Raw genomic sequence first — 25,946 nt, 5'->3', positions numbered from 1 at the left:
AATCAAGGTGAGTTTACGAACCGATGATAACTTATCGTAGGGCGATTCGTGAAGTCGCCTAGTTTCTGGGCGCTTGCGTAGACAGCTACCCAATATTTATACTTTCCTATTAAAAAATACCTTTCGACTCAACAAATAGTCGAAAGGTATTTTTTTGAATAAATCCCCATAAAATAAAGATGTAAAACTAATGTATATAGATAGGGTCTTGATGTTATTACTTTCCAAACAACAACGAATATGCTATTCTTTACATATAATGGGACTAAGGTCTAGTATGTGTGAGTAGGATGACAAGAAAGGGTGGTGCATATGTTGGATATTAATCCATATATTCTTCCAATTAATCGAGAAAGTGTAACAAATATTTCCTCATCAATCGCAATAGCAAAGCAAGCAGAAAAAGCGAACGTGAGAAAAATTATTGCAGCACCTAGATACATACAAGGAAAACAGGAAATTAATAAAGATACCATTATTAATTTGGTGGAAAAGGTTAATCAACAACTAATGGAAGAAAATATAGACGTGGAAATCATTCCTGGACAAACGATCCGAATCTATGGAAACATGGAAGAAGATTTAGAGACAGACAGCTTAATTACTTATGGGGCAGAACCGAAATATGTCTTTATGGAGTTAATGCATGATCATATCCCGGAATATACCAAACAACTATGCTATGAACTTCAATTGAAAGGTTATAAACCTGTCTTTATGAGCCCTGAAAAAAACCTGCAGATTCAGGATGACCATGATCATCTCTACAGTATGGTCAAGAATGGTGTGTTAGTACAAGTGAGTGCTAAAAGCATTGTCGGTAAGAAAGGTAAAAAGCTACAAAAACTAACCCAACAATTTCTGAAGAATAACCTCGCTCATTTCGTCGGTTCAGACACCTCAGAAGCAAAAGAATATCACTTGCAATCGGCATGGAAGTCGATGAAACGCAATATTTCTTTCCATCAGTGGTATTTATTACAAGAAAATCAAAATCTACTATTAGACAATAAAATGGTTCAAGGGGAAGAACCAGAGCGCGTTAAAAAGAAGAAAATCTTCGGCATTTTATAATATGGAGAAATTAGGCGAAGTTTACAATATTTAAAGTATATTCGACAATAATCGCCTGTTAAATGCTATTTTCAATTGGCTTGTTTCCTGTTATACTTTAGTATGATATTATGACGTTAAAATAAAATATTTATGATCAGAAAGGACGATGAATTGCTATGATCGATATTCATTGTCATATCCTGCCTGGTGTGGATGACGGTGCGAAACATATGGAAGATAGTGTGCAAATGGCGAAAAGTGCCGTATCACAAGGAATTAACACGATTATTGCCACACCACATCACTTAAATGGTAGTTATGATAACTATAAAGATGACATATTATTAGCTGTAGATCAATTGAATAAAAGATTACAAGAAGAAGAAATTCCCCTAACTATTCTTCCTGGTCAAGAAACACGGATAAACGGAGATATGTTAACTGACTTAGAGAATGGACAACTATTGCCACTGAATGATACAAGTGGATATTTATTCGTGGAGCTTCCATCCAATCACGTTCCACGTTATACGAAACAATTAATGTTTGATTTGCAATTACAAGGGATCAAACCAATTATTGTGCACCCGGAACGAAATAAAGAGTTAATCGAAAACCCAAATATATTATATGACTTAGTGAGTAATGGGACATTGACACAAGTTACTGCAGCGAGTATCGCTGGAAAATTTGGTAAGAAAATTAAGAAATTCAGCCTGCAATTAATTGAAGCAAACTTAACGCATTTTATTGCATCTGATGCGCATAATATTACGAGTAGAGGTTTTGTTATGCAAGAAGCTCATACAGTGATCAAGGACAAATATGGTACTTCTTTGGTGTATTGGTTTATGGAAAATGCACAATATTTAGTTAATGGAGACCATGTAGTAGGAGATGTGCCAGAAAAAATTAAAAAAAAGAAAATCATGGGAATTTTATAGTTGTAAAGTACTAAAGCTTAAAGTATACTTTAAAAAGTGTATTTTAAGTGAATGTTATCATTATATTTTGGAGGATTGTTATCTATTATGAAAAAAGTAAGAAAAGCGATCATTCCAGCAGCAGGGCTGGGGACTAGATTTTTACCTGCGACAAAAGCAATGCCAAAAGAAGTATTACCAATCGTTGATAAACCAACCATTCAATATATTGTGGAGGAAGCAATTGCTTCTGGAATAGAAGATATTATTATTGTAACTGGTAAAGGGAAACGTGCAATCGAGGACCACTTCGACCACAACTTCGAATTAGAAGACAACTTATTAAAAAAAGGTAAGTTCGAGTTACTAGAAAAAACAAAACAACCTGCGGAAGTAGATATTCATTACATACGTCAAAAAGAACCTCTAGGATTAGGACATGCCGTATGGTGTGCACGTAAGTTTATTGGAGATGAACCATTTGCGGTTTTACTAGGAGATGACATTGTTCAATCAGAAACTCCATGTCTAAAGCAACTAATTGATGAATATGAAAGTACAGGTGGTTCCATTATCGGTGTGCAACAGGTTCCAGACCATGAAACCCATCGTTACGGAATTGTGGATCCAAAGGAACAGCATGGTGATAATTATTCTGTGAATAAGTTTGTTGAAAAACCTGAACCAGGAACAGCACCTTCCAATTTAGCGATCATGGGACGTTACGTATTATCACCTACTATTTTTAAATATTTAGAACAGAAAGAAGTAGGTGCTGGTGGTGAGATTCAATTAACCGATGCGATTCAAAGATTAAATGAATCTCAAAGTGTATTCGCATATGACTTTGCGGGTAAACGTTATGATGTGGGAGAAAAGCTTGGTTTTATCAAGACAACTATTGAGTTTGCGTTACAAAATGAAGAAATCGGTGAAGAAGTACAGAAAATTATTAACCAATTGGCTAAGGAAAGTAAGGTAAAACAATAATTTTTAACGATGGAAGGGATGGCCCAAATGGGTTACAAACAACGAATTTTCTTATTACTATTATTAGACTCTCTCATTGTTAGTACAGCTATTTTTATAGCCTCATGGATTGTTTACCCAACTCATTCATTTGGTGAATTAGATGTCATGGCGATTACGGCTATCGCCTTACTTCTCTTTCACCATCTCTTTGCGTTTGTCTACAAGCTTTACCATAAAGTTTGGGCATATGCGAGTATTGGGGAGTTAATGGCAATCGTGAAAGCAATCACTTTTACAATAGTAGCAACAGGTATTGTTCAATTCCTAGCAAATGATTTCACCATTTATAGAAGAGCACTTATTGTAACTTGGTTATTACATATCATATTAATTGGTGGTTCAAGGTTTGTCTGGAGAGTCTATCGCGACCACTATATGCAAGATAAGACTAATAGAAAACGAACATTAATTGTCGGTGCTGGTGCAGCTGGTGCAATGATTGCCAGACAACTAAAAAATGAACAGCAACATACCGATCTTTTACCTGTCGCTTTCGCAGACGATGATATGGCAAAACATAAAATGCAACTTTATGATTTACCTGTTGCAGGTGCTACAAAAGAGATCCCTGATTTAGTAAAAGATTTAGAGATCGATCATATTGTAATAGCTATTCCATCTTTAGCAAACGGAGCATTATCAGAATTAGTCGCTATCTGTAATAGTACCAATGTTAAGGTTCAGATGGTACCGAAGATAGAAGACATTGTTTCAGGGAAAATATCCGTAAGTTCCTTGAAAAATGTAGATGTCGAAGATGTACTGGGACGCGATCCAGTTGAATTAGACATCAACTCGATATCAGAATATGTTACAGGCAACACGGTTATGGTAACTGGAGCTGGTGGTTCAATCGGGTCGGAGATTTGTAGACAGTTAATGCGATTTAAACCATCGAAAATATTGTTAGTCGGTCATGGCGAATTTAGTATTTACTCCATTGATATGGAACTTCGTCAAAAATATCAACAAGAAGAAATAGAAATTATACCAATTATTGCAGATGTACAAGATCGACAACGTATTTTTGAGGTTGTACAAGAACATAACCCAAGAATCATTTACCACGCAGCAGCTCACAAGCACGTACCGCTAATGGAATACAACCCGCACGAAGCGGTGAAAAATAATATTATCGGAACGAAAAATGTAGCGGAAGCGGCAGATGCATTTGGCATTCATACGTTTGTTTTAGTTTCTACAGATAAAGCCGTAAACCCTACTAACGTGATGGGAGCAACGAAACGCATAGCAGAAATGGTTGTACAAGACTTATCAGCTCGAAGTAAAACAAAATTTGTTGCGGTAAGATTTGGTAATGTACTTGGAAGTCGTGGCAGTGTTATTCCACTATTCAAGAAGCAAATTGAAAAAGGGGGACCAGTCACGGTTACACACCCAGACATGACCCGCTATTTTATGACAATTCCTGAAGCTTCACGATTAGTTGTCCAAGCTGGAACCTTAGCCAAAGGTGGAGAAATATTTGTCTTAGATATGGGAGAACCAGTGAAAATAGTAGATCTAGCGAGAAACCTTATTAAGCTATCAGGTTATACAGAAGAAGAAATTCCTATTGAATTTAGTGGTATACGCCCAGGAGAGAAGATGTATGAAGAACTTCTCGGCGAAGACGAAATTCATCCGGATGCAGTTTATGAGAAGATTTATGTTGGTAAAACGGTAGAAGTAGATAGAGAGGCGTTTATTCAATTAATAAATAGCTTTAATAATTACGAAATAAAAGAGTTAAAAGAGAATGTCATGGATATAGTTTACAAAGAACAAAGGATAGCTAAGCAACCTTCTTAACAAAATGATGAGGTGATAAGTGTATGTTCTATATAAAAGTTAAAAGAATAATAGATTTTTTCTTAGCGTTGATAGGTTTAATTGTCTTATCACCAATTATTGTACTCTTAATTATTGCCATTAAAATCGATTCAAAAGGGCCAATTCTATTTAAACAAAAAAGAGTTGGCAAAAACAAAGAGCACTTTAATATTCTCAAATTTAGAACGATGCGAATTGATACACCAAAAGATACACCTACTCATTTATTGGACAATCCAGATTTATATATTACACGTGTCGGGAGATTTTTAAGAAAAACAAGCTTAGATGAATTGCCACAAATTTTAAATATTCTAGTTGGACAAATGGCTATCATTGGACCACGGCCAGCATTATGGAACCAATATGATCTAATTGAAGAACGTGATAAGTATGGAGCAAATGATGTTCTCCCTGGTTTAACCGGATGGGCGCAGATTAACGGGCGAGATGAATTGCCAATTGATATTAAAGCAAAGCTAGACGGTGAATACATAAAGCGTATTGGTCCATTATTTGATTTAAAATGTTTTGTTGGTACCTTTATAAGTGTTCTTAAAAGTGATGGTGTTGTAGAAGGTGGAACAGGTACAAGAAAGTATGAGCAGAAGGAGTCCGCATCAAAATGAAGCGAGTGTTAATTACTGGTAAGAATAGTTATGTAGGTAACTCTTTCGAAAAATGGGTAACAGACAATTATCCTGAAGAGTTTCAAATTGATAAAATAAGCTTACGTACGGATGAATGGAAAAGTGTAGACTTTTCCATTTATGATGTTGTCTTGCATGTCGCTGGGATAGCGCATGTTTCAACTGATCCTAGTCTGCGAGAAAAATATTACCGAATTAATCGTGATTTGACTATGGAAATAGCTACTAAGGCGAATTTGGAAGGTGTAAAACAGTTTATCTTCTTAAGTAGTATTATTGTATATGGTGATAGCATTAATAATACTGGAGTAATAAGAGAAAGAACTATTCCAAAACCAAGTAACTATTATGGAGACAGCAAATTGCAAGCAGAAAATGGATTAAAAGACTTAGAAAGTAAAAGTTTTAAAATTGTCATAATTCGTCCGCCGATGATATACGGGAAGAATTCTAAAGGAAACTACCCTAGATTAGCTAAATTTGCTACTATGTCTCCTGTTTTTCCTAATTTCTATAACCGTAGAAGCATGTTGCATATAGATAACTTGTCAGAGTTTATAAAGCTTATGATTCAAAATAAAGAATGTGGATTGTTTTTTCCCCAAAATAAAGATTATGTCCAAACAAGTAATATGGTAGAAGAAATTGCAAAAGCACATAATAAGACTATAAAAACAACAAAAATTTTTAATCCAATAATAAATTTATTGAGGAACAGGTTAGTGTTAATTAATAAAGTATTCGGGGATTTATATTATGAAAGAGATCTAAGTAATTACAAGGAAGATTATATAGTACATGATTTACGATCTTCCATTGCATCTACTGAAAGCAGGGATTAATTGTGGCACAGAAGAAAGTACTTTTTTTAGTTAATCACGATGTTGTAATATACAACTTTAGACGTGAGATTGTAGAAAAATTGCTTGAAGAAGGTTATCAAGTATATGTTTCATCTCCTTATGGCGAAAGAATAGAAGATTTGAAGAGACTAGGTTGTAAATACATTGAAGCCTCTATGCAAAGGCATGGAAAAAATGCTTTTCAAGAATTAAAGTTACTTCGCTATTACAAGAGAATAATGAGGGAAATTAAGCCAAATGTTGTTTTGACTTTTACGATTAAACCGAATATTTATGGTGGGATAGCAGCAAAGGCGCTAAACATTCCGTATATTTCCAACATCACCGGTCTTGGTACTGCAGTAGAAAATGGAGGCTTAATGCAAAAAATATCTGTATTATTATACAAGTTTGCTTTTTCCAAAGTTAAGACAGTTTTTTTTCAAAACAAAGAAAATCAGTTATTCTTTGAACAAAACAATATTGCAATTAATAAACATGAAATTTTACCGGGTTCTGGAGTGAATCTTCAACAGTTTTCTAGATTAGAGTTTCCCGACAGTGAAAATATAGAGTTTGTTTTTATATCAAGGATAATGAAAGAAAAGGGAGTCGATCAATATTTAGATACAGCAAAGTATATTAAAAAGAAATACCCAAACACTATTTTTCATGTTTGTGGTTTTTGCGAACAGAATTATGAATCTTTGTTGAATCAACTTCAGAGTGAAGGAATAATAAAATATCATGGTATGGTTAGAGATATAAGAACAATATTAGAAAAAGTACACTGTACAGTACACCCAACATATTATCCTGAAGGGATGTCAAATGTATTATTAGAGAGCGCTGCCTCGGGAAGGCCACTTATTACTACAAATAGAAGTGGATGTAGAGAAATAGTCGAAGATAATGTAAATGGCTATATCATTGAACCGAAAAATACTAAGGAACTCATAAATAAAATTGAAGAGTTTTTAAAAATGGACTATAAAACAATGGAAAAAATGGGTATAGAGGGAAGGAATAAAGTGGAAAGAGAGTTTAATAGAGAAATAGTTGTTAGAGAATACCTGAAAAGAATTTCAAAGATTGAGGGAAACGCATGAAAGAACCGATAAGGGTTTTACACATTTTTGGAAGATTGGATGCTGGAGGTGCAGAAAGTAGGACGATGGATATTTATAGGTCAATAGACCGAACTAAAGTCCAATTTGATTTTGCGATTCATACTACAGATGAATGCTATTTTTCTAGTGAAATAAGATCAATGGGGGGTAAAATCTACAGTTTACCACGTTTCACCGGAAAAAATTATCTATCATATAAGAAAGCTTGGCGAGATTTTTTTTCTAAACATACTGAGTATAGAATAGTACATGGTCACCAAACTAGTACAGCGTTTGTATATTTGAGAGAAGCTAGAAAAAAGAGTGTACCAATTAGAATAGCACATTCAAGAAATTCTAATAAAGAAAATGTTATAAAGAAATATTTATGTAAATTATCACGATTTAATGCAACAAACTTATTTGCTGTATCAAAAAAAGCTGGAATAAGTGAGTTTGGAAAAAAGGCAGTTAAAAATAATACTGTTAAAGTAATTCCAAATGCCATTAATACAAGTAGGTTTTTATTTAACCAAGATACACGAATTGCAAAAAGGTCAGAATTAGGATTTAAGGATGAATTAGTAATAGTCCATGTCGGAAGGTTTCATCCTCAAAAAAATCATAGATTATTACTTGAGATTTTCAAGAAAGTTAACGAAAAACAAAAAAATTCAAAGTTAATATTAATAGGAGATGGACCTTTAAAACAAGAAATTGAAAAACAGACTAAGATTATGAACTTAGAAAATGCGGTATTTTTTAAAGGTATAAGGTCAGATGTGTCAGATTTTTTACAAGCAGCTGACGTACTTCTTTTTCCTTCTTTGTATGAGGGGTTACCAGGTGTAGTGTTGGAAGCACAAGCTGCTGGAATTCCATGCATAATATCAGATCAGATAACAAAAGAAGTGAGAATAACGAAAAATGTAACATTTATACCTTTGGAAAGATCACCTGAATTTTGGGCTGAAAGTTTAATGGAGAATTACTTTAAACATATTAGAAAAAATCATATAAAGGAATTCACAGAATCTGGATTTGATGTCAATTCGACAGTTAAGTGGTATGAGAAATTCTATACTGAAGCTCTTAAAAACTTTTAGGAATTTTACGTGGAGGTTAGTCATGAAAGTAATGTTTGTTGCGCCAAGGTTTCATACAAATCAGTATTATGTAGTGGATACATTACTAAAAAATGGAGATGAAGTAATCTATGTTTCTCAATATGTTGGTGGTAGTGAAGATCATAGTTTAATAACCCCGAAAATATTTGGATATAGTAAATTTTTTTTATTTTTTAAAAAGTTATATAATTTTATTAATAAAACCTCACGCGAATCTTTTAGATTCGAAAGGCAGTTCGGAATTCCACCTATTAAAGATTATTTAAGTTATATTAAAAATTTTTCACCAGATTATGTTATAGTTAGGGATACATTTTTTTTTGGATTATTAACTTTTATTTTATGTAGAAAATTAGGTATTAATGTAATATTATATAGGCAAATTCCTAAACATGTTCATAAGTCGAAAAAAAGCATGAAAATTGTAAAAAAACTTAAATTATTAATATATCAAATTTTAATAAAGAAAATAATGCCAAAGGTAATGATAACACCTATAAACGGTAAAGGAATAATGAATCCGGAATGTCCTTCTAGAACTTATTACTTGCCTTTTATTATTAAAGTGAATGAAAAAAAATTAAAAGAAAAAAAATATTTTAGCAAGGATCGAATTAATATAATTTCTATAGGTAAGTTTGTACCAAGGAAAAGACATTTATTATTGTTGGAAGTTGTTAAAAGGCTGAAAAAAAAATACGATATAAGTTTGACAATTATAGGTGAATTAACGAAAGAAATACATGAGATAGAGTATAAAAAAGTAGTAGATTTCATTAGTGAAAATCATTTAGAAGGTTTGGTGAATATAAAGACCAATTTGGAGTTTAATAAAGTACAACAGGAATATCTCAATCATGATCTATTTATACTTCCATCAATAAATGAAGAACTAGGAGTATCAGTTTTGGAGGCAATGGCCCATAAATTACCTGTTATATGTAGTGATACTGCTGGTGCACAAGACTATATTGAAGAAAATTACAATGGTTATGTATTTAAAAGTGATGATGTCGATGATTTAGAGAATAAAATCACAAAAATTATTAAAGAGAGAAAAAAACATCTAATTATGGGTGAAAGAAGTTTAGAATTAGTTAAAGATAAATACAGTCCAGAGAGATATTATAAAGAATTAAGAAGGATACTAAATACAGAATTTGGATTTCCACTAAAAAATAAAATTGTTAGGGGAAAAGATATTGAGTGAAAATACTTATAGAAAAGTTAAAGTGCTTAACATATCTGGAATTACTATAGGTGGAATAGAGGCATTGATGGTTGATAATGCAATAAAAATGAATAAAAAGAATGTTGAGGTTCACTTTTTTAGTCCTACTGTGTTAAATGGAAAACAAACATATAAGAAAAAATTAGAGGATAATGGAATACAGATTCATTTCCATCGTGAAAAAAATAATTTAGATAAAATAATTAGCTTTTATAAGCTGTTGAAGCTTATAAAAGCTAAAGGTCCTTTTGATACTATACACTCTCACAGTTTGTTTTTTTCAGGTTTTTATATGTTGTTAGCTAAGTTAGCTAACATTCCAATTAGAATTTCTCACTCACATACCGATAAATCCAATCTGGAAATCGGTATTCTGAGAAAAATGTATGAAATTTTAATGAGAAATCTTATCTTAAAGTATTCTACAGATATGATTGCACCATCATATGAAGCTGCTAGCTATTTATTTGGAAGGAAAGGAATAAATGATAAAAGAACAACTATTATTCCTAATGGCATTGACTATAAACGATTTGATTTAGAATTATATAATAGGAATGATGTTTTAAAAGAATTAAAGCTCAATCACGATCTTATTCATTTAGTATTGGTAGGGCGCTTTGTCAAAATTAAAAATCATAAATTCATAGTAGATGTTTTCACAAATATCTCAAAAAAATTTAGCAATGTTCATTTATCGTTTGTGGGAGAGGGAAAACTTAAAGAAGAAATACAGCAATATGTGATATCGAAGAATATAAATAATCGAGTATCATTCTTGGGAGCTCGTGATGATATACCTAAAATATTAGCTGGCATGGATTTATTTTTACTACCTTCGAAATGGGAAGGGTTTGGTATAGTGCTAGTGGAAGCACAAGCTATGGGACTTAAATGTATTGCTTCAAACCGTGTTCCCACTAATACAAACTTGGGAAATGTTACTTATCTGCCTATTAATGAAAAAGTATGGGAGAGCGAAATTTTAAATCATATTAAGTATTATAAGGGAAAACAACAGGCTTTAAAGAAACCAGATTATGATATAGATAAGACTTCGGAGTTGTTTTATGAAATTTATTCACGAAATATTATCGTTAATAATGAGTAATTCTTTATATTAATGAATATTAAGGAGTTTATTGATCATGAACATATGTAGGTGTTTTGTATGAGCGTTATAGAGTTAAACTTTTATTTATTTATTTTCTATTCGTTGACATTATTAACTTTTGCTAAATCGAGAATTACTACAAAGCTTTTTATAGTAATTATTACAATACAGTTTGCATTGGTAAATGGTTTGAGACATTTTACTGTTGGTATTGATACTATAAGATATGAGAGAAAGTTTCAAAGTCTTTCTAGTGATACTATTAGTGGTATAAGTGAGATTGGTTATGAGGTAGCCCAAAAGCTTTTTTTGCTTTTTTCGGACAATTTTAATTTTTGGCTGTTAAGTGTAGCGGTATTTGTATTTTCGTTACTTGGATTAGTTATTTATAAGTATTCAAAGAATTATTTTATTAGTTATTTATTGTTTATAGGGTTAGGTTTTTTTAATTTTTCTTTTACAGGTATTCGTCAAACTATTGCTATTATTTTAGTTTTATTCTCATTCAAATATATATTAGATAAAAAGTTTATGAAGTTCTTTATAATAATATTAATTGCCGCAACTTTTCATTATGCAGCTATAATATTTTTACCTATATATTATATTGCTCAGATAAGGTGGAATTATCAATATATTTTATACTTAATAGGAAGTTATATCCTGTTATTCTTATTAAGAGCACCAATTGGAGAGTTGCTAACTTTATTATTTTATGAAGAAAACAGTTTAGATAGATACACTAGTTCAGATAATATAGGTGGCTTAGCTATATTAATATTGATAGTAATAATACTGGGGATATATGTATATAGTCCAATAAAATACAATAGCAGGGAAAATACGATTTTAGCAAATATAATGGTTATAGCGTTTTTTATTCAATCACTTAGTTCTTTTTCCTATTTATTTACTAGATTGAATATGTTTTTCTTCATTTTTATTATTTTGTATATACCACATATTATAAATAATCTAGATAAACTACCTGTAAAATTAACTATTAAGGAAACTAAGGTAATAAAACTATTAATTACTATGATAATCATTTTGGCAGTATCCTATTATTATATAAATAATCTTGAGAGTGATGGAAATGGAATTGTTCCATACTATTTCTTTTGGGAATACTAAATTGTAAAGGGGAATCTTAATGAAGAAAATTGGAATACTAACGTATCATTACTCTAATAACTTTGGAGGTGTATTACAAAGTTATGCACTTCAAAAATATCTCGAAGACAAAGGTTACCAAGTTGAAGTAATAAATTTTATACCTTCTAATTACAAAAACCATAAAATATTAAGATCTATAGGGTTAAAGAAGAATATTATAGATCAAATATTAAATATACAAACATTGATAAAAAGAATTTATATTAAAGTAAAATACAATAAGAAAATCATAAAGAAATTTGATGCATTTAGAAGTCAAAGTATGAAGTTAAGTGAAAAAGTAGATGAAAGTAGCTTGCTTAAAATAGTTAATAATTATGAGATTATAATTGTAGGTAGCGATCAGGTTTGGAGACCTGGACAAAGAGATAAAAAGGAGTATTTTTTAAATTTTGATAACTTTAATGGAAAAAAAGTAAGTTACGCTGCAGATTCCACAATATCAGATGTTAAATCAACACATAAATCAAAATTGGAACAAGAGTTAAATGATTTTACAGCAATTTCGGTTAGAAATGAACATTCAAGTAACTTTGTAAAGAGTTTACTTAACTTCTCACCACCAATTGTAGTAGACCCTACTTTGTTACTAAATTTTAATCAGTTTGAAAAAAACAACTTTATACCTGAAGGGCAAAAGTATATATTAGTTTATGCATTAGGTAAAGAGATTAATGGGTCTAACAAATATGTAATAAACAAAATTAAAGAGGTATACGGAAATATTCCTGTATATTCCATAGTAATACCCACTATGAAATTCAACATTGCTGATTATTCTGATAAGGTTTTTTATGATCTAGGTCCTGAAGAATGGATAAGCTTATTTAAAAATGCAACATTTATTTATACAGATTCATATCACGGAACTCTATTTTCATTAAAATTCAAAAAATGTTTTATAGCCTACTATGCAGAAAAGATGCGTTCTACTAGATTTAAGGACCTTGCCACAAGATATAATATTGAGGATTTTATTATTAGTAGTAGTGATGACTTGAATACTAAGAATTGTTTAATGAAAACACCCGATTATAATGAGATTCACAATATAATAAAAAAGCAAAAATTATTGTCTGAGCAATACCTAAACAATGTATTAAAATAAAGGCAAAATAAATCATTTCCAATGTTCATGACAGTTTTATGTTATCGAATCGAAGAAAGAAGATGTTACAAATATGAGTCAAATGAAAGCTGGAGCATTATTATCTTATTTTTCACTATTCATTACTCTCTTAATAAGCTTGTTATACACACCAATTGTAATTAGACTATTAGGGCAATCAGAGTATGGTCTATATGCATTAATTGGTTCAATAGCTTCGTATTTTAGTATTATGGATATGGGATTAGGAAATGCTATTGTTAGATATAACGCAAGGAATAGAGTAGAGGGAAATAAACAAAAAGAAGCCCATCTCAATGGACTCTTTATGTTGATGTACTCTATTATTGGTGTAGTAACCATATTAATTGGTATGATATTCTTGAATAAGCTTGAAGTTTTTTTTGGTAATAGTTTAACAGATAGCGAATTGATAAAAGCAAAAATTATGGTAATCATACTTATTATAAACTTTTCATTATCATTTCCATTAACTGTTTTTAGTTCTATCATTAAAGCTTATGAAAAATTCGTTATATCAAAATTGGTAGCGATAATTAGAACCATATTATCACCGATAATAACCTTACCATTGTTATTTCTAGGCTATGGATCAGTAACTATGGTAGTAGTTACTACAATTGTTAATATATCGTGTCTGCTCTTTAATTTATTCTATTGTATAAGATATATAAAAATAAGATTGAAATTTGGTAAGGTGGATTTAACATTTCTTAGAGAAATAATAGGATATTCTTCCCTTGTTTTTTTAGGGGTTATTGTCGATCAAATTTACTGGAATACAGATCAATTTATTTTGGGGGCGGTAACAGGCACAGTGCCAGTGGCCATATATGCTATAGCTATGCAGTTCATTATTTTATACAAGCAGTTTTCAACTTCTATTAGTGGACTATTCTTACCAAGGGTTTCAATGTTAGTTGCTAAGAATGCAAGTAGTGATAAGCTTACTGAGATAATGATTAAATATGGAAGATTACAATTTATTATTTTAGCTTTTATATTAAGTGGGTTTACATTATACGGTTATTCATTTATTAATGTATGGGCTGGATCAGACTATACTGAAGCTTACTACATAGTAATATTAATAATGATTCCTTTATGTGTGCCACTTATTCAAAATATAGGTATTTCAATATTATACGCTAAGAACTTGCAAGCATTTAGGTCAATTGTATTAATTCTTATAGCTACTTTCAATGTAGTTATTTCTATTCCGTTGGCACAAAAATATTCTGGGGTTGGTGTTGCTATCGCAACTGCTTTATCATTAGTCTTAGGTAATATTATAGCTATGAATATTTATTATCAGAAAAAAATAGGACTTGATATTCCTCTTTTTTGGAGGAATATAATTAAATTAACGATACCTGTAATTTTTTCGTTGCTAATTGGTAGAGTAATCGGTTATCTTTCTCCAAATGATAGTATTATATTTTTAATTTTAGAGATAATTATATACTGTTTTTTATTTGTATTATGTTTATGGACATTAGGAATGAACGACTATGAAAAAAAATTAACTATCTCAATTATAAATAATTTAAGACAAATACCTAAAAAAGGAGAATATAGAAAATGAACAGTAATGTAAAGGAATTGCTAGACACCGTAGTTTCTAATGATTATTGCATTGGCTGTGGAATATGTGCTAGTGTATATAACTCACCACTGTCAATGGAGATGGACGATAATGGGAAGTATAAACCAGTAATAAATAATAATATAGAAGCGGAAAAAGAAATCGAAGTATTATCAGTATGTCCTTTTTCTAAAGAAAGTAAAAATGAAACAGAAATTGGATCCGAAGTTTTTAGTCGAAACCCTGAGGCAAGTTTTAATGAATATACAGGATATTTTATTAAGAACTTTGCAGGATATGTGAAAGAGGGAGAGTATAGAAGTAAAGGAAGCTCCGGAGGAATGGGGAGTTGGGTTGCTGCACAATTATTAAAAAATGATCTTGTAGACGGTATTATTCACATAAAACCATCTAAAGAAGAAAAAAAATTATTTGAATATAGTATTTCATATAATGAAGGTGAATTATCGAACGGAGCAAAGTCAAAATATTACCCTATTGAGCTTTCTGAGGTAGTTAATTTTGTTAGAAAACATGATAAGAGATTCGCCTTGGTTGGGATACCATGTTATATAAAATCTGTAAGATTATTAGCAGATCAAGATGTAAAAATTAAAAACAGTATAAAATATTTTATAGGTTTGGTATGTGGCCATTTGAAAAGCGACATGTTTGCCAAATCAATTGGCTGGCAATTAGGAATAAAACCTGAGAATCTAATAAATATTGATTTCAGAAAGAAATTAGCTGGTAGATCAGCAAATCAATATGGGGTTGAGGTCCAAGGCAATATAAATGGTGAAATAGTTACTAAAAGCTCACCTACGAAGGAACTTTATACAACAAACTGGGGACATGGTTTTTTTAAGTATAATGCATGTGATTTTTGTGATGATGTGTTAGCAGAAACAGCAGATATAACTATTGGAGATGCATGGTTACCAGAATATCTGAGGGATAGTCAAGGGACAAATGTGATAGTAGTTAGAAATCCTGATATTTTAAATATTATTAATGATAACAAGGATCAATTATTCTTGAACGAAATTAGTACCGATAAAGTATATAAATCACAAGCTGGCGGATTTCGTCATAGAAGAGAAGGATTAGCTTATCGTTTGTTTTTGAAAGATATGAATAAAGAATGGAGACCTACTAAAAGAGTTGAACCTAATGATAAATTAAGCTCGAAAAGAAAAAAAATATATATAAAGAGACAAAAACTTGTTCAGGAAAGTTTCAAAGCCTATAAAATCGCTGAGGATTCTGGTGACTTTAATACACTTATAAAACATATGGATCCGTTCATTAAAGATTACAATAAAGATACAACGCCCTTTTTTCTTAAAAAAATGTTAAAAAATATAAAAAAAATGATAAAAGATAGTTTATAACAAGTTACTGAATGTTCTTTGTATGAAGCTAATCCATACAATTAATAACAAAGAGGAGAAATATTTATGAGGTATGTTATTTTAGGGATGCACAAATCTGGAACAACTTTAGTTTCGAGGATTCTTCATAAATCTAATTTAAATATGGGCGTATTTGATGAAAGTATAGATTACGATTCGGGAAATCAATTCGAGAGAGAAGAATTTAATGTAATTAATAAAGAGATACTTAGGTGTGGGAGAAAAAGTAGCTTATTAGTAACAAAAAAGGTTAAATCGAATAAAATAGATGGAAAAATATATGAGAAGGCATATTCAGCAGTACAAAATTTGGATATTAAATATACGGATTGGGGTTTTAAAGATCCTCGAACTTGTTTAACATATACTTTTTGGAAACAAATTATTAGTGATCATAAGTTAATTGTGGTTGTAAGAGATCCACACGAAGTTTGGCTACATTATATGAAAAAAGGCAAGAAAAGGAATAAACTAGCACAACTTGCTATAGCAATTTTAGCCTTGCGAGCATGGTATATATATAATAAACATGTTTTAGAGATAATTAAAAATAATAATAATGAAATACTAATAATTGATTATACTAACCTTATGTCATCAAGAGGAGAATTTGATAAATTATCAGAGTTTGTAAATATGAAATTAATAGATTGTCGAGATAATTCTTATTATAGGAGTAAAAAGAATAAATCAACTTTATATAATAGAATTCTTTTGCTTTGTAAACAATTCTTGAATATTGATATATCGAAAGTATATAAAGATATATTACATTATAGCAACAGATAATAATAATTCTATCAATTTAAATAATAAAAAATATTACGGTTCAAATTAATTTATAACAGATGATTTTTCCTTTATCAATCGATTATCAAAGTTTCCTGTCTCTTTTATTAGGGGCGTACTTTTTCAAATAAGCTAAATGAAGAATATTTTAAGTTCCTTTATAAGAGATTATCTAACATGTTACTGTTCTACTTTTGAAGGAGTTTAATTTGCTTTGTTATTCTTCAAAACATTTTGTGTTTTAGCTTACATAGAAGGGTTATTTTTAGGGCACTTATACTATAAATTATCATCAAGATTTATTAATAAAAGTTAACTACTAATATTTTTTATATAAAGACAGCAATTATTATTGTTTTATTCATTTTACCTAGTTTAACTGTACTGATTGACAAAAAATATTCAGAAAAAAGAGTAAGAGGATAAGTATATAGTGCAGAAATAATCTCAAAAAAGTATATACAAAAGAACAACACACCTTATATAATGTGAAATTTAAAAGGAGTATTACCTATGAAAAAATTATCACACCTCGACCAACTCGAGGCAGAAGCAATATATATTATACGAGAAGTAGCCGCAGAATGTGAAAACCCAGTAATGCTATATTCAATCGGTAAAGACAGTTCTGTGATGCTACATCTAGCAATGAAAGCTTTCTATCCGGAAAAACCACCATTTCCATTTTTACATGTGAATACAACATGGAAATTTAAAGAAATGATAGATTTCCGTGATCAAAAAGCAAAAGAATTGGGTATTGAAATGATTGAACATATCAATCAAGAAGGAGTAGAACAAGGCATTAATCCGTTTGATCACGGTTCTGCCTATACAGATATTATGAAAACCCAAAGCTTAAAACAAGCTCTTGATAAATATGAATTTACCGCTGCGTTTGGTGGTGGCCGTCGTGATGAGGAGAAATCACGTGCGAAAGAGCGTGTATTTTCTTTCCGTAATAAAAATCATGCTTGGGATCCTAAAAATCAAAAACCAGAAATGTGGAAGTTATACAATACCCGAATTAACAAAGGAGAAAGTATGCGTGTATTCCCACTATCTAACTGGACAGAAAAGGATATCTGGCAATACATAAAACGGGAGAACATCGATATTGTTCCACTTTATTTCGCTAAAGATCGCCCTGTAGTAGAACGTGACGGTAATATCGTGATGGTCGATGATGACCGTTTGAAACTAGAACCGGGTGAAGAAATCAAGCATAAGAAAGTTCGTTTCCGTACATTAGGTTGCTACCCTCTTACTGGCGGTGTTGAATCAGAGGCTGAAACGTTAGATGAAATCATTGAAGAGACATTAGGAGCTGTTTCATCTGAACGTACAAGCCGTGTCATTGACCAAGAAGCTGCTGGAAGCATGGAACGTCGTAAGAGAGAGGGGTATTTCTAGAATGAAGGGTTTATTAAAATTTATTACATGCGGTAGTGTTGATGATGGAAAATCTACATTAATTGGACATATGCTTTATGATGCAAAACTATTATTTGCGGATCAAGAAAAAGCTTTGGAATTAGATTCAAAGGTTGGTAGTCGCGGTGGTGAAATTGACTACTCTTTACTACTTGATGGTTTAATGGCAGAGCGTGAACAAGGTATCACGATAGACGTTGCCTACCGTTATTTCACAACCGATAACCGTTCCTTTATTGTTGCAGATACACCGGGACATGAAGAATATACTCGTAATATGGCTGTTGGTACGTCCTTTGCTGACTTAGCAGTTATTTTAGTAGATGCAACGAAAGGTGTTATCACCCAAACAAAACGTCACGCCCGTATTTGTGCATTAATGGGGATTAAACATGTCGTCCTTGCAGTAAACAAGATGGACCTCATTGGCTTTGATCAAAAACGTTTTGAAGAAATAAAAAATGATTTCTTACAAATGACATACGGTTTTAATCTTGAAAGTGTTCAAGTTATTCCTGTTTCTGCTACAGAGGGGGATAACATTACCAAAAAATCGGAAAATACACTTTGGTATGACGGTAAGGCATTGTTACCATATATAGAAGATATTGAAGTAGAAGAAGATGTAGATCAAGAGGAATTTGTGATGCCTGTTCAGCGTGTAAGTCGTCCAAATCATACATTCCGTGGTTTTCAAGGGCAAGTTGAAGCTGGCCATATTAAAGTCGGTGAAGAGCTTATTACACTGCCTAGTCAGGAAAAGGCTAATGTTAAAAGTATTCTCGTAACAGATAATGAAGTATCTGAAGCTGGAGCAGGACAACCTGTAACGGTACAATTAGACCGAGAAGTAGACGTTTCACGAGGGTGTGTTTTAACAACATCAGAAAATATTCAGGTTACCGATATGTTTACAGCTACTATTTTATGGATGGATGATACGGAATTAGTAGAGGGACGTAACTATTTAGTAAAAGTAGGAACCAAACTATTACCAGGTACAGTGATGTCTATTAAAAATAAAATTGATATCAATACGGGTAAAGAGGTTCCAGCTGATAAAATCTTCAAAAATGAATTAGTAGAATGTGATATTTCACTATCTGAGAATATGGTTTTTGATAAATTCGAAAACAATGAATCTCTTGGTGGTTTGATTCTAATTGATCGAGTGACAAATATGACGTCTGCTTGTGGTGTCATTAAACATGAATTACGTCGATCAACAAATGTCGTATGGCAGGAAACAGATGTAACACGTGAAGTTAGAGCACAACAAAAAGGTCAAAAACCATTAACGTTATGGTTTACAGGTCTTTCCGGATCTGGTAAGTCTACACTTGCTAACGAAGTTGAAAAACGCCTTGTAGCAACAGGGCACCATACGATGTTATTAGATGGTGATAACGTTCGACACGGTTTAAATAAAAACTTAGGCTTTAAAGAACAAGATCGTGTGGAAAACATTCGTCGTATTGCAGAGGTTGGTAAATTGATGAATGATGCTGGTCTTATTGCGTTAACATCATTTATTTCCCCATATGAGAGTGATAGACAAAATGCACGTGAAATTATCGGAGATTCCTACATTGAAATATTTGTTAGTACACCACTTGAAGTATGTGAAGAACGAGATGTTAAAGGGCTTTACAAGAAAGCACGTGCTGGCGAAATTCCTAACTTTACAGGTATTTCTAGTCCTTATGAAGAGCCAGAAAACCCTGAAATTGAGATCGATACAAGTAAATATTCTTTAGAAGAAGCTACCGATTATGTAGTAAAAGAAATTATGAAACATATAGATTAAATGATAAAAGCTACTATCAACTTTCATGGTAGTAGCTTTTTCTCTGAAAAGGAGGTGATCCCTCTTATGACATTGGAAATGGCTTTTGTTTTAATCATTATTATTGCCATGTTTTTGGCCTTGCTTTTCGAAGTGGCAAGACCTGACATGATTATATTTGCAGCGTTAGTTATATTTGTTTTAACGGGGTTATTAACTCCTGAAGAGGCATTTAAAGGTTTTTCTAATCAAGGTATGCTAACCATTGCTTTATTATTTATCGTAGCAGGAGCTGTTCAAAAACATGGAATCCTAGAACGTATGATGACAAGTTGGTTAAATAAAAGCAGCCAAAAGAAAGGGTCTATGATCCGTTTTTATTTACCTGTTTCTGTTTCATCTGCATTCTTAAATAATACACCGATTGTGGTTGCATTTACACCAATGATCAAGAAGTGGTGTCAAGAAAGAGGGATTGCTCCTTCTAAGTACTTAATTCCTTTATCATATGTCACCATTTTAGGTGGAACGCTGACTTTGATGGGGACATCTACTAATCTAGTTGTCCATGGTATGTTGATTGATTATGGGTTAGAAGGATTTACCCTTTTTCAATTAGCGATTGTCGGTATTCCCGTATTGATTTTAGGTTTTATTTACCTCTTCACAATAGGATATAAAATTTTGCCAAACAATAAAGGCTTTAGTGAACAAGTTAAGAAGGATACGCGTGAGTATATGGCCGAAATGTCCGTAACCAGTGAATTCCCTTTCCTAGGCAAATCCGTTCAGGAAGCTGGCTTACGTGATTTGAAAGGCTTGTATTTAATAGAAATTATCCGGGAGAATGAAAGAATCTCTCCTGTTAAATCTACTACTATGGTGAGTGCAGGAGACAGGTTAATCTTTACAGGGTTGATTTCTACTATAGCAGAATTACAGCAGATAAAAGGACTAAGATTAGAAACAGGTACACATTTAGATTTAGATGATCTTAAAAATGGAGAAGTCCAGTTAGTAGAAGCGGTGGTGTCTCACCAATCATCCTTATTATCCAAATCATTTAAGCAATCTCAATTTCGTTCAAGATATGATGCAGGAGTATTGGCTGTACACCGTAACAATGAACGAATTAAAAGTAAAATTGGTGATATTGTGCCAAAACCAGGTGATGTCTTACTTTTACTAGCAGGTTCTGATTTTATCAAAACCTATAACAACTCTAATGACTTCTATGTTGTATCAACACTAGATACACCTAATAACTTAAATGAGAACAAAGGTAAAGGCTGGTTTTCTCTAGTCGTTTTAATTGCGATGATACTAGCTGTTACATTTGGTTTGTTATCGATGTTTAAAGCTATGCTATTAGCTGTGTTTATTTTTATTATAACTAAAATTATAACTCCTGAAGAGGCCAAGAAAAATATTCAGTTTCATGTGCTTTTATTAATAGCTAGTGCTTTCGGAGTTGGAACAGCAATGACGAAAACGGGACTTGCATCGTGGATGGCCAAAGGAATCCTTGGCATCGGTGAACCGCTAGGCATTATTGCTTTGTTAATTGCGATTTATCTATTAACCAATATATTTACGGAACTTATTACGAATAGTGCAGCAGCAGTGCTGATGCTTCCGATTGGACTAGAGATGGCGAGTTCATTAGGCGTTGATTACATGGGTTTTGCGGTTACGATTGCGATTGCCGCTTCAGCTAGCTTTATCACACCTATTGGTTATCAAACTAATCTCATTGTCTACGGTCCCGGTGGATATACATTTAGTGACTATATGAAGGTAGGTACTCCGTTAAGTATTCTTGTTATGCTTGTGACTGTAACCATCGTGAACATGGTATGGTTTTAATTAAAAGAAAGGGTGGGAATAAAATGAGCAAATACATAGTTGATTTGTTTCAAGTTTGTTTAGACGCAGGAAAAGAGATTATGGATGTATATCAACAAGACTTTGATGTTGAGTTTAAAGAAGATGATTCACCATTAACCTTAGCAGACAAGAGAGCACATTATGCCATTGCAGAAGGTTTGGAGAAAATCGATGCCAGTATTCCGGTATTAAGCGAAGAAGGTAAAGAAATTCCATATGAAGCGCGTAAAGACTGGGCACAATTCTGGTTAGTAGATCCACTAGACGGAACGAAAGAGTTTATAAAGAAAAATGGTGAATTCACGGTTAATATCGCTTTAATTGATGGAAAATACCCAAAATTGGGAGTTATTTATGCACCAGCATTGGATACATTTTATTTTGGTGTGAATGGTGAAGGAGCATATAAGTTAAAGGATGCATCAGAAGTAACTATTACAAGTTCAGAAGATTTGATCCGTCAAAGTGTTAAATTACCAGAAGTCCAAGATAGTAATATTACAAATGTAGTAGCTAGTCGTTCTCATATGTCTGAAGAGACAGAAGCATTTATTAAAAAGCTAGACGGTGAAGTGAATGTAGTTTCATCAGGAAGTTCACTTAAGTTCTGCTTAGTAGCGGAAGGGAAAGCAGATTATTATCCTCGTTATGCTCCAACAATGGAATGGGATACTGGTGCAGGACAAGCAATTGTGGAAGCAGCAGGTGGCAAGGTTACTCGCTACGAAGATGATGAGCGGTTTTATTATAATCGGGAAGAATTGTTGAATGGGTGGTTTTTAGTTAGTAGAGATTAGTATTATTAAAATCAATAATAGTCCCACGATGAAGTTGTTTTCATCCTGGGGCTATTATTTTTTTATTAATTTTAGAAATTCGGTTAGTTTTACTCTTTCTTCATGCGATAATTTTTTTGCTGTCTCCATCAAATGTACCAAGTCATCAGGTAATTCTTCCTTTTGAGTAGAGAAAAATGTAGGTAAATCAGTATCTAACGCTTTGAGAATGCGTGACAACATATCGATGTCTGGAATTGCCCGATTATTCTCAAATCGGCTAATATATGATTGTGAAATATTCACTCTTTTTGCTACTTCTTGTGTAGTAAGGTTTAATAACTTTCTTCGATTTTTCAGTTTATCCCCTATATTTAGATCTTCCATAAAATACTCCTTCGAGAACTTTTAATTATATTTTAGCTTGAATAAACATCAAACTGTATTATTAGGATTAATTAGAACTAATATTCATTAATATATTGACTGAATAGTACAAATAGGTATAAAATATGTTTGACTATATAGTTTTTTTCCATTTTGAGTAAAAGTGCTACTATATCGTTTGTTGATTGGAGATGGGGGAAGCGTTTAAAAATGAGAAAAAGTAAAATGGACGTAGAATCATTATTAGAACAAATCGAAATAATGCGAGAAGAATTAGTTAATATTGGATTACGAGATGGATTAACTGCATCCTCAACCCTAGAATATAGTCAATTATTAGATGAACGAATTAAGGTGTATCAAAAATTGTTGCAGGATACATAAATTATTTTTATTGTTGCAACAACTCCCGTTTTTTCATATGTAAGTGCTAGCAATGTTAGTGACAGTAATCAAAGCACTTATCATAATTGATCAAAAACAACCTTACACATTCCCGTACGATCATATTGAGTTTTTAAAGTATATGTGGAAGTATCTAAGGTCAACCATTTCTCGTTAATGAATAGAACGATTGTATTTGGAGGGTTATTTTCCTTATTGGTAAGGATGCGTTTCACTCCATGGAAAAACAACCAACAACAATTATAATTTTGTGGTGTTTCGGTAGGGAAGGTATATATTCCTTTTGAAGGAGCTACAGGGATGGGTGTCTTTTGGTGAAAGTCTAGATGGTGTTGTACCGATTTTTTACGACCATCATAAGCGGCACCGTAATGCATACAGTTTTCTTTGATAATTTGAAATGGAGAAGATGAATGGTAAATCTCTTTCTCCCTTTCAATTATTTTGGACTGATTGAATATATCTTTGTTTGGTACAATGGCTAACGTTTTTCTAGTTATCCTATAATCTTTTATCATCTCTTTTTCTTTTCCTTTCGATTCGTTACTTCTCTTACTTGTTCTTGAAAGGAATGGTAGCTATATGCTTTGAATTGTTCTTCTACAATCGAATAAGGTACATTTAATAACTCTGTTAATTCTACAAAGCGGGATATGGCTAGATTAAGCTCCCCCTTTTCAAATTGTTGAATGGAACGAACACTCATATTTAAAGCTTCGGCCACTTCACTTTGGGTCCAGCCTTTGGCAATACGCTGTTTCTTATAATATTCTCCTAATACGTATAGAAAATTATCTTTTTCGAAATCATTCATAAAAATCCAACCTCTTAGCCATTCTCTTAAAATAAGTAAGGGGTTGGAACGAAATATAATTCGCTTTTAAGCAAAATATGGAAAACAATAAACAGCATCATCTAGTGAATAAAAGATAGACAAAAGTTAATTAGATTGCGATTACTTGTGTTCAAGTATGGGGAAATGAACATTCAGATTTTACAACCTATTCTGTTTATCAATCTTTTATACTGGAGTCTCATCAAACCGTCACCAAAAAAAAGAAAAACGATTAGATATTATCAAAGAGAGCTTTTGATAACTCAAAGGTATTCTTGGGTAAGTCACATTTTGGTTATTATTTATGGTGCTGTAAAAGAAAATCTATAAATAGCGATGAACTATGATAGATTTATGCAATAATCCCATTTTCTCAGATGAAAATCCCAAAAATAATGGTAATTGGAGCTATTTTCAAAGGAAGCCATACAAATATCACCATATGACATAGACGAGGAACTTTTATATGATCACTTTACCGCGGAATACGTGAGGCAAGTGCTTGTCATGTAGGAGTTCACCAATTGATGAGATTTGAGGATATTTTAAAGGATTGTGAAAAAATGATTTATCACATTATGCACAAATACCAAATTCGAGATGTCGATGGGGAGTTTTATCAAGAAGGATTAATTGCTTTATGGAATGCTTTTCAAAACTATGATCCATCAAAATCAAAGTTTTCTACCTATGCTTATTATGGTATTACAAGAACATTCATTAACAAGATTCGTAAAGATAATCGCGAGCGTGATCAATTTCAGCAATGGTTTAATCAAATTACAATAGAAGATTTGGTAGTGGTGGATGAGTTGGAAGTAGATACGCCATTTTTATTAGATATTCAACAAGCGCTGACTGATAAGCAGTGGTGTTGGTTTGATAAATTCGTGTTGAAAGATCAGTCTGTTAGAAAGATAGCGGAAGAAGAAGGAGTGACAGAAAATGCTGTGAAGAATTGGGGGAAGCTAGCTAGGAAGAAGATTCAGAAGGTTATGGTAGAGAAGGAATATATTGAATGGTGAAGAAGAAGTGACTCGAATCTTAAGAGGTACTGTCACTAGCGCTTGATGTTGTTGAATGGGTAGGTAGTAGAGGCTAGCCCCATAATAGTCCCACGATGAAATTGTGTTCATCCTGGGACTATTGTTTTTAAATAATTTTAAGAATTCGATTAGTTTTACTCTGTTCAGGTGATAATTTTTTGGTTTTCTTGATGAACTTGGTGTCAGTGACCACGAAAGGACACTATAGTGATTTTATCCACAAAGGAAAGACATAAGAATAGCGAGGTAGGAACAAAACCTAGTAAAATATAAAAACGTGGGGGAAATCATAGTTGACGTTCCTCACAATTTTTATATCTTTTACCCAAATGATCCGTGAAATCCAGCCATACAATCGTACCATGATGCCAAAAGATCC

General features: G+C 32.2%; 24 protein-coding genes. 21 read left to right on the top strand and 3 right to left on the bottom strand.

All coding sequences use genetic code 11. The features are described 5' to 3' along the window. Positions 1-312 precede the first annotated feature (312 nt). The 19 genes from D569_RS0101815 (at position 313) to cysQ (ending at position 22,915) form a co-directional block, all read left to right on the top strand. Complete coding sequence (locus D569_RS0101815) at positions 313-1,074, top strand: CpsB/CapC family capsule biosynthesis tyrosine phosphatase (RefSeq protein ID WP_018930688.1); 762 nt, start codon at positions 313-315, stop codon at positions 1,072-1,074. A gap of 158 nt (positions 1,075-1,232) precedes the next feature. After that, positions 1,233-2,000, top strand: coding sequence for a tyrosine-protein phosphatase (locus D569_RS0101810; protein ID WP_018930687.1), 768 nt, complete (start codon positions 1,233-1,235; stop codon positions 1,998-2,000). A gap of 87 nt (positions 2,001-2,087) precedes the next feature. Continuing rightward, positions 2,088-2,969: a UTP--glucose-1-phosphate uridylyltransferase GalU gene (gene galU, locus D569_RS0101805; protein WP_018930686.1), complete on the top strand. Its 882-nt coding sequence runs from the start codon at positions 2,088-2,090 to the stop codon at positions 2,967-2,969. A 27-nt stretch (positions 2,970-2,996) separates the two neighbouring features. Beyond that, the gene (locus D569_RS0101800) at positions 2,997-4,823 is read left to right on the top strand and encodes a polysaccharide biosynthesis protein (protein WP_018930685.1); all 1,827 of its coding nucleotides are present in this window, start codon (positions 2,997-2,999) and stop codon (positions 4,821-4,823) included. A gap of 23 nt (positions 4,824-4,846) precedes the next feature. Then, positions 4,847-5,473, top strand: a complete 627-nt coding sequence (locus tag D569_RS0101795) for a sugar transferase (protein WP_018930684.1) — start codon at positions 4,847-4,849, stop codon at positions 5,471-5,473. Then, on the top strand, positions 5,470-6,336 hold the full coding sequence (locus tag D569_RS0101790; protein ID WP_018930683.1) for an NAD-dependent epimerase/dehydratase family protein: 867 nt from the start codon (positions 5,470-5,472) through the stop codon (positions 6,334-6,336). Before D569_RS0101795 ends, D569_RS0101790 begins: the two co-directional genes overlap by 4 nt. 2 nt (positions 6,337-6,338) lie before the next feature. Beyond that, positions 6,339-7,445, top strand: a complete 1,107-nt coding sequence (locus D569_RS0101785; protein ID WP_018930682.1) for a glycosyltransferase family 4 protein — start codon at positions 6,339-6,341, stop codon at positions 7,443-7,445. Then, positions 7,442-8,551: a glycosyltransferase family 1 protein gene (locus D569_RS0101780; protein WP_018930681.1), complete on the top strand. Its 1,110-nt coding sequence runs from the start codon at positions 7,442-7,444 to the stop codon at positions 8,549-8,551. Before D569_RS0101785 ends, D569_RS0101780 begins: the two co-directional genes overlap by 4 nt. Positions 8,552-8,573: 22 nt before the next feature. Beyond that, complete coding sequence (locus tag D569_RS0101775; RefSeq protein ID WP_018930680.1) at positions 8,574-9,782, top strand: glycosyltransferase family 4 protein; 1,209 nt, start codon at positions 8,574-8,576, stop codon at positions 9,780-9,782. Continuing rightward, positions 9,775-10,914: a glycosyltransferase gene (locus tag D569_RS0101770; protein ID WP_018930679.1), complete on the top strand. Its 1,140-nt coding sequence runs from the start codon at positions 9,775-9,777 to the stop codon at positions 10,912-10,914. The genes D569_RS0101775 and D569_RS0101770 overlap by 8 nt, the downstream gene beginning before the upstream one ends. A 60-nt stretch (positions 10,915-10,974) precedes the next feature. Then, positions 10,975-12,051, top strand: a complete 1,077-nt coding sequence (locus D569_RS0101765; RefSeq protein WP_018930678.1) for an EpsG family protein — start codon at positions 10,975-10,977, stop codon at positions 12,049-12,051. Positions 12,052-12,070: 19 nt separating this feature from the next. Beyond that, entirely contained in the window at positions 12,071-13,201 is a 1,131-nt protein-coding gene (locus D569_RS0101760) for a polysaccharide pyruvyl transferase family protein (protein WP_018930677.1), read from the top strand. A gap of 73 nt (positions 13,202-13,274) precedes the next feature. Then, a complete protein-coding gene (locus tag D569_RS0101755; RefSeq protein ID WP_018930676.1) occupies positions 13,275-14,807 on the top strand; it encodes an oligosaccharide flippase family protein in 1,533 nt (510 codons plus the stop codon). Continuing rightward, the gene (locus D569_RS0101750) at positions 14,804-16,201 is read left to right on the top strand and encodes a Coenzyme F420 hydrogenase/dehydrogenase, beta subunit C-terminal domain (RefSeq protein WP_018930675.1); all 1,398 of its coding nucleotides are present in this window, start codon (positions 14,804-14,806) and stop codon (positions 16,199-16,201) included. The genes D569_RS0101755 and D569_RS0101750 overlap by 4 nt, the downstream gene beginning before the upstream one ends. Positions 16,202-16,267: 66 nt before the next feature. Next, positions 16,268-17,011, top strand: a complete 744-nt coding sequence (locus tag D569_RS0101745; RefSeq protein ID WP_018930674.1) for a sulfotransferase — start codon at positions 16,268-16,270, stop codon at positions 17,009-17,011. 513 nt (positions 17,012-17,524) lie between these two features. Further along, entirely contained in the window at positions 17,525-18,424 is a 900-nt protein-coding gene (cysD, locus tag D569_RS0101740; protein WP_018930673.1) for a sulfate adenylyltransferase subunit CysD, read from the top strand. A 1-nt stretch (position 18,425) separates the two neighbouring features. Then, positions 18,426-20,252, top strand: a complete 1,827-nt coding sequence (gene cysC / locus D569_RS22315; RefSeq protein WP_018930672.1) for an adenylyl-sulfate kinase — start codon at positions 18,426-18,428, stop codon at positions 20,250-20,252. A 66-nt stretch (positions 20,253-20,318) separates the two neighbouring features. Continuing rightward, complete coding sequence (locus tag D569_RS0101730; RefSeq protein ID WP_018930671.1) at positions 20,319-22,097, top strand: SLC13 family permease; 1,779 nt, start codon at positions 20,319-20,321, stop codon at positions 22,095-22,097. A 23-nt stretch (positions 22,098-22,120) separates the two neighbouring features. Further along, positions 22,121-22,915, top strand: coding sequence for a 3'(2'),5'-bisphosphate nucleotidase CysQ (gene cysQ / locus D569_RS0101725; protein WP_018930670.1), 795 nt, complete (start codon positions 22,121-22,123; stop codon positions 22,913-22,915). A gap of 54 nt (positions 22,916-22,969) precedes the next feature. On the opposite strand, the gene D569_RS22310 is transcribed toward cysQ, so the two are convergent. Beyond that, positions 22,970-23,281 (bottom strand): helix-turn-helix domain-containing protein, encoded by a 312-nt coding sequence (locus tag D569_RS22310; RefSeq protein ID WP_018930669.1) that lies wholly within the window; start codon positions 23,279-23,281, stop codon positions 22,970-22,972. A 210-nt stretch (positions 23,282-23,491) separates the two neighbouring features. On the opposite strand from D569_RS22310, the gene D569_RS23800 reads away from it, so the two are divergent. After that, on the top strand, positions 23,492-23,665 hold the full coding sequence (locus tag D569_RS23800; protein WP_018930668.1) for an aspartyl-phosphate phosphatase Spo0E family protein: 174 nt from the start codon (positions 23,492-23,494) through the stop codon (positions 23,663-23,665). A gap of 80 nt (positions 23,666-23,745) precedes the next feature. Here D569_RS23800 and D569_RS0101710 read toward each other — a convergent pair whose 3' ends face one another. Together D569_RS0101710 and D569_RS0101705 are read right to left on the bottom strand one after the other, a co-directional pair. After that, on the bottom strand, positions 23,746-24,204 hold the full coding sequence (locus D569_RS0101710) for a competence protein ComK (RefSeq protein ID WP_018930667.1): 459 nt from the start codon (positions 24,202-24,204) through the stop codon (positions 23,746-23,748). Next, positions 24,201-24,500 carry a helix-turn-helix domain-containing protein gene (locus D569_RS0101705; protein WP_018930666.1) on the bottom strand — a complete coding sequence of 100 codons (300 nt, stop codon included), beginning with the start codon at positions 24,498-24,500 and terminating at the stop codon, positions 24,201-24,203. Before D569_RS0101705 ends, D569_RS0101710 begins: the two co-directional genes overlap by 4 nt. A gap of 548 nt (positions 24,501-25,048) precedes the next feature. Between D569_RS0101705 and D569_RS0101700 the strand changes: the two genes are divergently transcribed. After that, a complete protein-coding gene (locus D569_RS0101700) occupies positions 25,049-25,546 on the top strand; it encodes a sigma-70 family RNA polymerase sigma factor (protein WP_018930665.1) in 498 nt (165 codons plus the stop codon). Positions 25,547-25,946: the final 400 nt, after the last annotated feature.

It is taken from the genome of Gracilibacillus lacisalsi DSM 19029 (genome assembly GCF_000377765.1).
GTDB classification, from domain to species: domain Bacteria; phylum Bacillota; class Bacilli; order Bacillales; family Amphibacillaceae; genus Gracilibacillus; species Gracilibacillus lacisalsi.
The sequence above is the reverse complement of the archived record's forward strand: the minus strand, read 5'-3'. Positions and strand labels throughout refer to the sequence as shown.